The organism is Flavobacterium sp. N2550, assembly GCF_025947265.1.
GTDB classification, from domain to species: Bacteria; Bacteroidota; Bacteroidia; order Flavobacteriales; family Flavobacteriaceae; genus Flavobacterium; species Flavobacterium endophyticum.
Genome location: NZ_CP110007.1, coordinates 2,780,419 through 2,793,132, shown reverse-complemented (window position 1 = coordinate 2,793,132; position 12,714 = coordinate 2,780,419). Strand labels below are relative to the sequence as shown.

General features: G+C 42.1%; 9 protein-coding genes. 7 read left to right on the top strand and 2 right to left on the bottom strand.

Annotated features, from left to right (window positions below):
* The first annotated feature begins 200 nt into the window (after positions 1 to 200).
* Positions 201 to 743: a hypothetical protein gene (locus OLM56_RS12335; protein WP_264527166.1), complete on the top strand. Its 543-nt coding sequence runs from the start codon at positions 201 to 203 to the stop codon at positions 741 to 743.
* A 14-nt stretch (positions 744 to 757) separates the two neighbouring features.
* Here the strand turns inward: OLM56_RS12335 and OLM56_RS12330 are convergent, their stop codons facing one another.
* On the bottom strand, positions 758 to 1,105 hold the full coding sequence (locus tag OLM56_RS12330) for a DUF2200 domain-containing protein (protein WP_264527165.1): 348 nt from the start codon (positions 1,103 to 1,105) through the stop codon (positions 758 to 760).
* Positions 1,106 to 1,219: 114 nt separating this feature from the next.
* Between OLM56_RS12330 and OLM56_RS12325 the strand changes: the two genes are divergently transcribed.
* The 3 genes from OLM56_RS12325 (at position 1,220) to OLM56_RS12315 (ending at position 6,091) form a co-directional block, all read left to right on the top strand.
* A complete protein-coding gene (locus OLM56_RS12325; protein ID WP_264527164.1) occupies positions 1,220 to 2,182 on the top strand; it encodes a DUF4421 domain-containing protein in 963 nt (320 codons plus the stop codon).
* 174 nt (positions 2,183 to 2,356) lie between these two features.
* Positions 2,357 to 4,972: a T9SS type A sorting domain-containing protein gene (locus tag OLM56_RS12320; RefSeq protein ID WP_264527163.1), complete on the top strand. Its 2,616-nt coding sequence runs from the start codon at positions 2,357 to 2,359 to the stop codon at positions 4,970 to 4,972.
* Positions 4,973 to 5,185: 213 nt separating this feature from the next.
* Positions 5,186 to 6,091: a glycerophosphodiester phosphodiesterase family protein gene (locus OLM56_RS12315; protein ID WP_264527162.1), complete on the top strand. Its 906-nt coding sequence runs from the start codon at positions 5,186 to 5,188 to the stop codon at positions 6,089 to 6,091.
* Between the two features lie 8 nt (positions 6,092 to 6,099).
* On the opposite strand, the gene OLM56_RS12310 is transcribed toward OLM56_RS12315, so the two are convergent.
* Positions 6,100 to 7,698 (bottom strand): DUF6377 domain-containing protein, encoded by a 1,599-nt coding sequence (locus OLM56_RS12310; protein ID WP_264527161.1) that lies wholly within the window; start codon positions 7,696 to 7,698, stop codon positions 6,100 to 6,102.
* 450 nt (positions 7,699 to 8,148) lie between these two features.
* On the opposite strand from OLM56_RS12310, the gene OLM56_RS12305 reads away from it, so the two are divergent.
* Genes OLM56_RS12305 through OLM56_RS12295 form a run of 3 tightly spaced genes read left to right on the top strand, consistent with a single transcriptional unit; the run spans position 8,149 to position 12,709 of the window.
* Entirely contained in the window at positions 8,149 to 8,667 is a 519-nt protein-coding gene (locus OLM56_RS12305) for a DUF5004 domain-containing protein (RefSeq protein WP_182494423.1), read from the top strand.
* 4 nt (positions 8,668 to 8,671) lie between these two features.
* Complete coding sequence (locus tag OLM56_RS12300) at positions 8,672 to 9,751, top strand: hypothetical protein (RefSeq protein ID WP_182494424.1); 1,080 nt, start codon at positions 8,672 to 8,674, stop codon at positions 9,749 to 9,751.
* Between the two features lie 21 nt (positions 9,752 to 9,772).
* On the top strand, positions 9,773 to 12,709 hold the full coding sequence (locus tag OLM56_RS12295; RefSeq protein ID WP_264527160.1) for a SusC/RagA family TonB-linked outer membrane protein: 2,937 nt from the start codon (positions 9,773 to 9,775) through the stop codon (positions 12,707 to 12,709).
* Positions 12,710 to 12,714: the final 5 nt, after the last annotated feature.

Sequence of the window (12,714 nt, the reverse complement as noted above, 5' to 3'; positions counted from 1 at the left end):
ATAAAATTAATTCAAAAATGTAGAACATTAGAAATTGCGTAGAAAAATTAACCAACCATTCAGTTGATACTATTACGAGAGTCATTGGTTTTAACAATCAAAATTCCTAAAAGTCCCAGCCACACAACTGTTTTTGTTCTTTTGATTTAGTTTTAACTGCCATAATCTCAACATATAAAATGATTAGCAAAAATCTCTTAATGAAATATTTACTATTATTGCTTTTTCTCACCACATCAATCTTCGCACAAAAAGAAGGACAGAATTTCTGTAAAGGAACTACAGACGGAAGTTATTTTCCGTTAGACATTCAGAAAAAGAAAATAGTCTGGTACAATACCTATTATTATGAAACGCTTGAAGGCGATAAAATACTAAAAGACAAAACCTACGTGGCTTTTAAACAGCAATGGCAGGACGGAAGTAATAGCATGATCTATTTTAGAGAGGCGAATGGCAAAGTACTACAATATGAAGAATGCTGCTCTGCAGAAACAATACGTTGGAAACAATCTCTTAAAAAAGGAGAGAACTGGCAAAATGAAGATAAAACGGATACAGTGCTTTATACGCTTCTGTCAGAGGATGCCGTATTAAAAACACCTTATTGTCATTATACAGGACTAATGGCATTACAAGCCGAATATGCAAAATCAACCTATGTGTTTTATTATTTACGCGGATTGGGTTATGTAGGAGCTACAAAAGATGGCAAGGTGATTTCGTTTATAGTGTTGCAATAAAAGATAACTATTTCTTACTGTCGTAAGATTTTCTCCATTGCCTTTCCTTTAGCCAGCTCATCAATTAGCTTGTCCAGATAGCGGATCTGCTGCATCAGCTTGTCTTCAATGTCTTCTACGCGATAGCCGCAGATAACGCCTGTAATTTTTGACGCATTGGGAGGTATCTGGGCATTGGCAAAAAAAGTTTCAAAATTGGTCTTCTCGTCAATAATCTGTTGCAGCGCCTTTTCATCATAGCCCGTCAGCCAAAAGATAATGGCATCGACCTCCGCTTTGGTACGTCCCTTTTTCTCTGCTTTGTGAATATAATGCGGATAGACGCCCGCGAAAGACATCTTAAATACTCTAGTGTTGTCCATGGGTTGGTGTGCTTGATAGGGCAAATTACAAAAAATGTGGCACTATAAAAAACAGGAATTGCATTTAGTTTCGCGTCAATTTAGTACATTGCATATAGGATAGCACAATATCTTATGGTAAAATACGCCTTATTCTTTATCGTCTTTTTTACTGTTTTCTGTCAGGCACAGACTGCTGATTCGATTCCTGCGGCTGCAACCGCTATAGAAAAATACAGCGACCACGTTAAGCTGCGTTTGGGATTCAGCAACAGCTTTAATTCCTTCCATATCAAAGACAGAACCAGCCGTCTCGATTTTACGCTGTCGCCCAACCAGCGGCTGCGGTCGACGCTTACGCTGATGTATAAGTTTATCGAGATTGATTTGGGCTATACGCTTGAGTTTATTCGTTTTAATAAAGACGACGCCATCCGAGGGCGTACGAAGTTTTATAATTTTGGGACACGGTTTTATTTGGGCTACTGGATGCAGGAACTGCAATATGCCAAGACCAAAGGCTTTTATGTAGATCGTGACGACATAGGGTCGGACGAAAACATCTTGTTCCCGCATTTCCAGGTACAGAAGATAGGAGGGAGCACTTCGTATATTTTTAATCGGGAGTTTTCATTCCGCGCCATCTTCCTGCAGAGCGAATGGCAGCGAAAAAGCGCGGGCAGCTTTGTGCCCAGCATCAGCTATTATTTTACGACCATTAAAAATAACGACCCGAGCAAAGACCATATTCTTGATATTGCTGTGGGTCCCGGTTATTATTACAATTGGGTGATCCAAGACAGGTTTCTTGTTTCGGCAGGCGGCTATGGAGGCGTGGGTTATAATAGGTCAAAGACGGTTTATAGCGACGGCACACCTGACGAGACTTTTGACGGGCTTTCCTTTCAGGCGCAGTTTCGGCTTACGTTAGGCTATAATTCGGAACGGTTTTATGCGGGCGCTGCTACGAGCTTGAATTCGTTTTCATACAGTTCTGAAGCCAAGATTCATGTACAGGATCAGCAGCAGTTTTTGGAGTTTTATATTGGGTATCGTTTTAAGGCGCCGGAGAAGGTGAATCGGTTGTTTGGGAAGTGATAGTTGATAGTTGATAGTGGGAAATTGATAGTGGAAAGTGGATAGTTTGGGGTTGGGTTGGAAAATAAGAAATGGATTACGAAAGTTGCTGTTTGTTAAAAAATCTTTACCATAACTTTTATAGTTTTTATTTTTTATGATTTTTTTAAGATATATTTACGGTAAATATTCTGTATGAAAAAATTGTACTTTGCTGTTTTAGGGTTCTGCTGCTGGCATGGAATGAACGGGCAAGGACTTCATATACCGGATTCAAATTTTAAGTCAAAGCTGCTGTCTGCCAGTACAGGCAATAAGGTGGCCAAAAACTTAGAGGGTGAATTTGTGTCGATTGACACCAACAACAACGGGGAGATTGAAGCTTCAGAAGCCAGTGCTGTCGCTTACCTGAATATTGCTTCATCGTCTATTGCCGACTTGTCTGGCATTGAATATTTTACGGAATTAAAGTATCTGGCTTGTAATGATAATCAGCTTATGTCGCTGGATGTAAGCAGCTCGCCTGATTTAGAATACCTGTATTGCTCTACTAATGTACTCACTCAACTGAACCTTTCGGGATGCAACCGCCTTCGGGATTTGGAATGCAGCCATAACCGTCTGACATCTTTAGACGTCTCTGAAAAGGCTTCGCTGCGTGACCTGAAATGTGATACGAACGAACTGACATCATTACTCCTTACCGGCAGTCCGATCAAGGAACTGCACTGTGGCTATAATCTTCTTGTACAGCTTGACCTTTCGGGTCAGACAGCTCTGGAATCGCTCAACTGTTCAAACAACCGACTGGCAGCTTTAGACCTTTCGGGGTTGGCCAGCCTAGAACGGCTGCTGGCTCAAAACAATAGGCTAGCAACCATCAGTGACCTTGTAGGATTTCGCAATTTGAAATCGGTACAGGCAGGCAATAACCGCTTGCGTTCGCTTGTTGTTTCTTGTCCGCTGCTCTCTGAATTGGGCGTACAGGATAATCAGCTCGAAAGTCTTAAAGCGTACGGCTGTCCAGTGCTTAGTCTTGGCGAACGAGGCCTGAATTTTAGAAACAATCCATTAACATTACTGGATGTTCGAGGCTATGAAGGACTGACTTCTATTGCCTGCAATAACTACGGACTGACGGGCGCCTTGACGGTCATGGCCGACACTACAGTAAGCTCGATACTTTTTAACGACAACAGGCTGACCTCGCTGGACGTTTCTCAATGTCTTGGTGCAGAAGTGCTGAGTTTTAAATCCAATCCGCAGCTGGCTACGCTTTTTATAAAAAATGGAAAGAACAACCATTCGTCTGTAGCGACGGCTTTGCCGACGGTACCGCGTCTGCGTTATATTTGTGCAGATGAAGGGGCAGAGACGACACAGCTGCAGCACTTAATTGCTGCTACGGCCGGACGCCAATGTGAAGTGAATTCGTATTGTTCTTTCGCGCCGGGTGGACGTTATTATGCCGTAGAAAGCGTCACTGCTTTTGATAACGACAATAATGGCTGTGAAGCAAACGATCCTGGCTTTCCTTTTGCCGGATATAAGGTCGTTAACGGAACAACAGAAACGATCTATCTGTCGGATCGTACCGGTAAATACAACCTGCCATTGCAGTCTGGCAATTCGGTCATTACGCCCTTGCTGGCTGATGCTTCGTATTTTATGGTTACGCCGCCGAGTGCCTCGGTTACGTTTCCGAGTCAGAACAGCGCACAGAACCCACATTTCTGCGTTAGCCCTAAAGGGAAATATGCTGATTTGGAAATCGTGCTGTTGCCTTTAGGGGATGCTATTCCGGGCTATGCCAGCAGCTATAAGATTATGTATCGAAACAAGGGAACCGTCGTACAGTCGGGTAGTATAGGATTGCAGTTTGACGCTCCTGTCCTTCGTCTGGGTGTTTCAGTGCCGCAAGCAGTGCAAGAAAGGCCAGACCGCCTGTCATGGACTTTTTCAGAATTGATGCCTCTTGAAATGCGTACGATTGTGTTGAGTTTTACTCTGAACACGCCGACAGATACTCCTGCGTTGAATGCTAACGACGTCCTGAAGTATACGGCCAGCGTAACCACTCCAGCGCTCGATGCATCGCCAGAAGATAATGTCATTTCTTTCCGCCAGAAAGTAACCAATTCTTTTGACCCAAATGACAAGACCTGCCTGCAGGGAGACCGGGTTTCTACAGAGTATATAGGACAGTATGTGCACTATATCGTCCGTTTTGAGAATACCGGAACGGCCATCGCCAAAAATATCATAGTAAAAGACATCATCGATACAGATAGGTTTGATATGAGAAGCTTGGAGCCAATTGAAAGCAGCCATCCTTTCACGACCAAGATCAGCAATGGGAATACGGTTGAGTTTGTCTTTAAGGATATCGACCTTCCGTTTTATAACGACTTCAACGACGGCTATGTGGCGTTCAAGATCAAGATCAAACCCTCGCTGGCTGTTGGGGACACTTTTAGCAACAGTGCCAGCATCTATTTTGATTATAACCTGCCAATCTTGACCGACCGCATCGTTACGACTATCGAGTCGTTAAGTACGCCGGGTATTGATTTATCAGACCGTTTCTCAATCTATCCGAATCCGTCAAAAGGACTGCTGCATCTTGAAAACAAGGACAATATTGTGCTAAAGTCAATTTCGGTATACAACATGATGGGACAGCCGGTACTAATCATAAGTAATGCAGCAGCTGTTAACTCTGTGGATATTTCTGACTTGGCAACGGGAAGTTATGTAATGAAAATCTATTCGGAACAGGGCAGTGCCGTTGGCAAGTTCGTCAAGGAATAAGGGCAAACCCATAATAATTATTACCATCAATGTATGGAACAGGATTGGAATTTCTACCAACCTAGTTCCGGCTTAAATAAAAACAATAAAAGCCTTTTGAGGAAACTTGAAAGGCTTTTATGAAAGTAAGATTGGCAAAAAATCGAAAAGGCTTATATTTGCAATACGGTCTATACGTACCGAAAAAGCCCGAAGCATACAATCTTAAAGATAATGAAAAACTACAGCATCCTTTTTTTGAGCGCGCTACTAATAGCGGCCAGCTCTTGCAAGCCAACCAACACATCCACTGCAAAAATCCCTGCTATTGAAGTACAAGGCCATAGGGGAGACCGCGGTCATTTTCCTGAAAACAGCCTTGAGGCTTTCCGAAGCGCTATTGATAAAGGCGCCGATGTCATCGAATTAGACGTGGTGATTTCTCAAGACCGAAAAGTGGTAGTTTCGCACGAACCTTTTATGTCGTCTGAATATGTACTGCTGCCTGATGGGACGCGCTTGACACGCAAGACAGAAAGGGCATATAACTTGTATTTGATGCCGTATGACAGCATCCGAAAATTTGATATCGGCTCGAAAGGAAATGTACATTTTCCAGAGCAGCAAAAGATGAAAGCCTATAAACCGCTGCTTTCGGAACTGATAGACGATATGGAAGCCTATACTGCCAAGAATAGAAAAAACAAGCCTATCCGCTATAATATAGAAATCAAATCAGGCGCCGATCAATATGATTTATCACAGCCGCAGCCTGATGTATTTGTAGATTTGGTAATGAAAGTCGTAAAAGAAAAAGGCATCCAGAGTAAGATCAACATACAGTCGTTTGACCCTCAAATATTGAATGCGCTCCATAAAAAATACCCTAACATCAAGATTGCTTTTCTTACTGGAGATAAAGGACTGGCTAAGAATTTGGCCAAGTTGAATTTTAAGCCAGAGATTTACAGTCCGCATTACGGACTTGTAGACCAAGCACTAAAAGATTCGCTCAAGACGTTGAAAATGCGTCTTATTCCGTGGACCGTAAACGAAGACAAAGATATCGACCGAATGATCGAGCTACACGTAGACGGCATCATTACGGATTATCCGGAAAGAGTATTGAAAAAGCTCTAATACGATGATTATATCGTCTTGATTTCCATGATCTTATCTTCAAATACTTCTTTGTAGTCGGATTTGCTTTTTATGCGTGCCTTGTACGTGTATATGGTTGATACGGAAAGTTCTAGAAAGTCGGCCATCTGGCTGGAATCTTGAATTCCCAAACGATAAAGGGCAAAGATTCGCAATTCTGTATTGAGCAACTCGCCTTTTTTGATAATACTTTTATTTTCAGGAGAAAAGAGTGCGTTAAAATCAGTAACAAAAGTAGGGAAGAGCTTTAGGAAAATCTCATCAAACTGGTGGAACAGGTGCTCGCGTTCTAGCCTCACATCGTATCTCTTGAGGCTTGCAATAACCTCATCGGTTTTTTTGGAAATGATTTTCTGTATGGTGCTCTTCTGGATATGATCGATCTTATTGATCAAGTCGGAAGTCGCTTTTATAAAATACGTAATGTATTCTTCCTTAATCGTATTGGCTTCGCTGAGGCTGATGTTCATTTCCTGCAATTTGCTGTAAGATGCTGCCATGGCCTTTTTGGAGGCATTCTTCTCTTTAAGCTGCTTGAAGATAATTACCAGAAAAAGAATGATAATTAGCGCTAAGACGGTAAGAAGGATCACGATTTTTTCGAGCATGTCGTTTTTGTCGTTTACCTTATTCAGTTGCGCCTTTTCGATAATCGGTAATATAGACGATATTTCGATTTTTCGGTGCCTTGCATTATAAAAAGTAGCATCGTCCATAGCCAAGTTGATGTATTCGTTGGCTTTTTCTAAATGGCCCATCTTAAATAACTCGTTGGCCAGATTGCGAAGTGCTACGGTTTCTTTTGTCGCATTCTTTACGTCGGCAATGGCGGCAAGTGCCAGGTATTCTATCGCTTTTTCGGTAAATCCTCTTTCTGAATAGATATAGCCAAGGCTGGAAGTAGCAATTCCGTAGTATTCCGCAGGTAGCTTAAAATTATTGATCCAATAGCTGAAGGCAAATTCGGCACCTTTCCAATCTTGCTGCTTCATTCTTTTTAGGCTTTCTGTAGCCCAATATTCGTTGGTATTGGTATTGATCAAGGCCAATGCTTTTTCAAGATAAAGATTCCCGTTCTGCACATAATTGATGTTGTAGCGCTGGTCTTTGTTATAGTCTGCCAGATCGTAGTAGGCGCGGGCTTTTACCGAATAATAATCAAACTTGCTGTTCTTGTCAAGCTTTGCGGCATCAATACTGTTGAGCGTGTCTATGGCTTCTTTAAACAGTCCTGACGAAAGCAACACAAAACCTTCCTTGATCTTTGCCTTGTCGACCAGCTGAAAATCTTTGAGACCTAAGGCTTCCGATTTGGCTTTTTCGAGATAATAATAAGCCGAATCATATTTAAAAGAGCGGTATTCGTCAAACAGCAGCATGTAATTAGAATACAGATTTTTCTTGTCGCGGCTCAGGGTAAATTTATGGATATTGATCTTGAGCGCTTTTATTTTCGCATATTTCTGCTTCATATAAACTTCTTTGTGAAGAAGCGCCTTATCCAGATCCTTAAGCACGGGGTTTATGTCTTTAGCGGCAAGGGTAGCTCCGCTTAGAAAAAAGAATAAAATAAGTAGTCTGCACATGGTCATGTTTGGCTAGGGCTGTGCCCATTTTTAAGCTATTTTCAATTTAAGTGGTGTTCTTGGCCAGCGGGAAATTATTGAAAGAGATTGTGTTATACTTTTCCGCCTAAAATTGCCAATAAAGTGTTTTGGTTTTGCTAAATGTACAGCAAAATTTTATAATTCTATAAAAAATTGCGGATATATATGTGTTATCCAAAAAAATAAGCTTCTTTAATTTTCATATTGTCATTAATTTAAGTTTTAGAAAGTGTTTTTTACCTATACAACATCTTGATTTTTTTTTGACTCATTATTTGTAAATAATTGATTTTAAAAGTGTTGATTCAGATATGTAGGCTTTATAACCTTGATTTTTCTCCTATCATTTTCTTAAGACTAATTTAACATCTAGCTTCGTTATGATTCTTTTTTGAAGAATAATGCTACTAACAAAAAACCAAAAAACGTATGAGATGTAAAATTATTTACCTGCTGGCTTTCGTCGGTTTTCTTGCGCTCGGATGCAACGAAACAGATGACGGAAATCCTACCGACCCAATTACCTTATATGAAAAAGTAAACGGAGAGTGGGGACTGATGAGCCTGAAGATGGTCGATGAGTTTGCGAAGTCAAATGCTGTAGAACCCTCTGAGCAAAACTTGAGCACACTCTTTAATTATGAGGATTTCAAGATCCGATTTTCCGTTGACTCTAAAATGGAGCCTACTACTTATGAAGTACTTGGCGACGTGCCTCCGTTATTTGCGCCAAGCGGCTATTGGAAGCTAAGTGCTGCTTTCCAGCCGGCTCGTGCCGAAGGAGTGCTGATCTATCTGTATAGCGATGCGGCCAAGACGCAGCTGACGGATGAGCTGCGCCTTATCTCAGTTCCAGGAAGCAACGAAGAGATGGAATTCCAGCTGACGCGAGTTTCTAACGGAACTGCCTTTGTGTCCTATTTATTCAAACTAAGCGCAATCCATTAACGATATGAAAAAAATTATACTTCTACTGCTGTTTATTGCCATGATGGCTCCAAGCCAAGCAATTGGGCAAGAAGCTGCCGGTCCTATAGCTTCTATTTCATCCTATCCTGTGATTTATAAATACGATGAACAAGTTACATGGTATTTTGATCTTTCAAGTACCACATTTGCCCCTGAAAGCGATGTGTATCTTTGGATCTGGTCACCGACCGAGCCTGATGCTGGCAATTGGGAAAACTCTTCTGAATTTGCCAAGCTTACGTATGAAGGCAATATGGTTTGGAGCTTTACGCTAACGCCAACAGCCTATTTTTCTACAACTGCTGAAGCTATTGCGGCAAGTGCCGGATTTTGGTTCCGTTTGAAAAACAAGACAGGTACCAAACAGAGCGACGTGGCTCAGGTAGCCTATACTAGCTTTTCGTCTTTTTATACGGCCAATGAGCTGATCCGATCGTATCCGACAGCACCTGTCATAGACAAAGGATTAAGTATCTTATTCAACTCAAACTTGGTTCCTGGGTTTGCCGATGCGACAAGCGTGCATTTTCATAGCGGACTTAATAATTGGGCGGTATTGCAAGAATATCAAGCCTGGCTGCCAGATGTCGTGGAAAAGACCAAGCTGAAAAACTTAGGCGATGGTTTTTATAAAATGGATCTTATCCCGTCTGAATATTACAACACCGAAGATGGTTATGTCATGGACAATATTGTCTTTTTGATGGTCAAAGACAATTGGGCGGCAACTACTCCAGATCAGATTCTCCATGCAGGAGAATACATTCCGCCGCCGCCGCCGGAATTCCGATTCTTCCCGATGCAGTTAAGCCAAAAAGATTTTTTGGGCATCATCAGGAAAAATAACGAACCTGGAGTAAACAAGCTCATTTATACGATTACTGCGGGCAGCCGTATCCTCACAGGAGAATTTACAGGCGGTACCAGCGAAATCAAAGGTTTTGTGAATCTGGTTTCTGAACTCAACGGAGTACAGGGACTGAGCGAGATCCATGTCTTGGTCAAAGACAATACAAACAGGACTATTTCTGATACCAACATTCCTCTCAAAACCACCGACTAACAGCAACTAAAACTAATTCTAATGAATAGCAAAAATACTAAAGCGGCCCAATCTGAATGCGGGTCAAACCAATCGTTGGTATTCCTTATTTTCATGCTTTTTCTTTCTGCAGGACTGTTTGCACAAGGAAAAAAATTGATTTCGGGTACCATCTATGATTCTGCCGGCGGCGCACTGCCGGGTGTTTCCGTTCTAGAATCAGGCACCACCAATACCACAGTGACTGATTCTGACGGAAAATTTGTGCTGGAGGTTACTCTCGGAAACACCATCGTAGTTTCCTATATAGGTTTCCTGACCCAAAATATCACCGTGGATGCTACTACGGGTTCTGCATTAATTCTCAATATGCAAGAAGACGTGCACATGCTTGAGGCTGTCGAGCTCGTTTCTGTAGGATACGGAACCATGAGGAAGTCAGACCTTACTGGAGCAATTTCGACCGTTACTTCGGAAAATCTTGTAAAAGGAGCTATTCCTTCAACGGAATTGGCGCTTCAAGGAAAAGTTGCGGGATTGACGATTATCCGCGGCTCTGGCGACCCGAGTAACGGCGGGTCGATACGATTAAGAGGCGGTACTTCGCTAACGGCAAGTAACAGTCCGCTGATTGTAGTGGACGGTATAGCAGGAGTAGACATCAACATCGTACAGCCTTCGGATATCAAATCGATTGACGTATTGAAAGATGCTTCAGCCACTGCGATTTATGGTTCAAGAGGAGCTAACGGTGTTATCATCATTACGACCAAAGGAGGCTCTAAAGGCTTGTCTATTGTTTACAACGGCTATACAGGATTGAGCGAATCGTCTAACCATCTGGATATGCTTTCTGCCAACCAATGGAGAAGCCATGTGCGTCAAAACTCTCTGATGGATGCTATCGATTATGGAGGAAACACCGACTGGCAAGATGAATTAGAACGTCCGACAGCCGTAACACAATCGCACACGTTGAGCATTTCATCAGGAAATGAAACCAGCGGCCTTCGTACGTCTTTATCGTATTTTGATAGCGAAGGAGTTATCAAAACGACAGGATTGGAAAGATTGAGCGCTAACATCAGCACCTATCAATATGCACTAGACAAAGCATTAAAGTTTGATGCAGGACTGTTTGCCAATATCGACAAATGGCATCCGCTAGATTATCGCATCTTTGAAAGAGCGTTTAATTTGAATCCTACAATTCCGGTCTATGATGAAAACGGCGATTTTACTTCAGTTGGAGGAACGCTTTATGAAAATCCAGTTGAGATATTGACTAACAGAACTGTAGATAACGAACGTCACCGTGTATTGGGTTATTTTAAGACGGAAGCTCAGATCTTTAACGACTTTCAGGCTACGGTAAATTTGTCGCTAGAACATAACGCAATGCAGGGAAGTACCTACAAACCTTCTTATGCAGTAATGGAAGGTAGGACAGAAGGCGGTTATGCCCAAAAGACCTATGCCGAATATACTACGGCACAAATCGAAACCTACCTCAGCTATAGCAAACTGATTGGTAAGCACAGCATCAATGCTTTGGCGGGCTACTCCTTTTTTGAAAACATCTACGAAGGTTTTGGAGCCCAGCGAAGCGGCTTTGAAACAGACCTTTTTAGCTATAACAATCTTGGAGCAGGGTACAACTACCGTTTGGGCGATGTGTATTCGTATAAAGGAAAATCGAATTTGGTTTCTTTTTTCGGACGTGCGAACTATTCGTATGACGGAAAATATATGGTTACGGGAACTATCCGTAGAGACGGATCCAGCCGTTTCGGGGCTAATAACAAATGGGGTGTTTTTCCATCCGCTTCTGTCGCTTGGAGAATTACAGGAGAAGATTTCATGAGCTCGACACAAGATTGGCTTACAAACTTGAAGCTGAGAGCAGGATATGGTGTGACGGGAAACCAAGACGGTATTGGAGAATACAAGTCGCTTTCCATACTAGGAGTGGGGCAAGACAGCTATTATGATCCTGTAACCGGAACTTGGAGCCTGGCGTACTCACCGACACAAAATCCGAACCCAGACTTGAAGTGGGAATCTACCGAACAGCTAAATCTCGGTCTTGATTTCGGGCTTTTTAATAGAATAACCGGAACTCTTGAGATCTATTCTAAAAAGACAAAAGACTTGTTGTACACCTACCAAGTGCCACAACCACCGTATCTTGTAGGAACAATGCTTGCGAATGTGGGAGAATTGTCCAATAAAGGCGTTGAGCTTACTTTGAACGCCAACATCATCAATAGAGACAAGTTTACCTGGGATGCCAATGTCGTATTTGCAAAAAACAAGCAAAAAATAGAAAAGCTTTCCAACCAGATTTATGAAACAGAAGCCATCTACAGTGGCTCTCTGCACGGACTTTCTGGAATGTCAAACCAATTCTCCCAGATTATTGCCGAAGGCTATCCTGTAGGAACTTTTTGGGGTGTTGAAAGTTCTGGCTTGAACGAAAACGGAGAATTTATCTTAGGTACCGAAGAAAAGGCGATAGGCAACGTACAGCCTGACTTTACGCTAGGTTTGGGAATGAATTTTACGTACCATAATTTTGATTTCGGATTTACAGGTTATGGAAGCTTCGGGCAAGAAGTGCTGAATGCCACAAACATGATGCTGTATGATCCGAACCGCCTTCCAGCGTATAATGTTCCTGACGGATTTTTGGGCAGCGGTATTACTTCGGCACCTAAATTTTCAAGCTACTGGATAGAAGATGCTTCTTTTTTCAGACTGCAGACTGTCTCTATAGGATATACGATACCGTTTAAAAACAAAGGTTCTAAACTAAGACTTTACGTGTTGGGTGAAAACTTGGCTGTCTTTACCAATTATGATGGTGTAGATCCTGAAATCGACCTGACTGGATTAGCCAATCCTGGTATCGACCGATTCAACAACTATCCAAGGCCAACGACCATTTCATTCGGGCTTAATTTCACCTTGACGAATTAAGCAAC

Bases quoted from the DNA above. Each gene is read 5' to 3' on its own strand.
- OLM56_RS12330 (WP_264527165.1), bottom strand. From the start codon at position 1,105: ATGGACAACACTAGAGTATTTAAGATGTCTTTCGCGGGCGTCTATCCG.
- OLM56_RS12300 (WP_182494424.1), top strand. From the start codon at position 8,672: ATGAAAAAAATTATACTTCTACTGCTGTTTATTGCCATGATGGCTCCA.
- OLM56_RS12305 (WP_182494423.1), top strand. From the start codon at position 8,149: ATGAGATGTAAAATTATTTACCTGCTGGCTTTCGTCGGTTTTCTTGCG.
- OLM56_RS12310 (WP_264527161.1), bottom strand. From the start codon at position 7,698: ATGTGCAGACTACTTATTTTATTCTTTTTTCTAAGCGGAGCTACCCTT.
- OLM56_RS12295 (WP_264527160.1), top strand. From the start codon at position 9,773: ATGAATAGCAAAAATACTAAAGCGGCCCAATCTGAATGCGGGTCAAAC.
- OLM56_RS12335 (WP_264527166.1), top strand. From the start codon at position 201: ATGAAATATTTACTATTATTGCTTTTTCTCACCACATCAATCTTCGCA.
- OLM56_RS12325 (WP_264527164.1), top strand. From the start codon at position 1,220: ATGGTAAAATACGCCTTATTCTTTATCGTCTTTTTTACTGTTTTCTGT.
- OLM56_RS12315 (WP_264527162.1), top strand. From the start codon at position 5,186: ATGAAAAACTACAGCATCCTTTTTTTGAGCGCGCTACTAATAGCGGCC.
- OLM56_RS12320 (WP_264527163.1), top strand. From the start codon at position 2,357: ATGAAAAAATTGTACTTTGCTGTTTTAGGGTTCTGCTGCTGGCATGGA.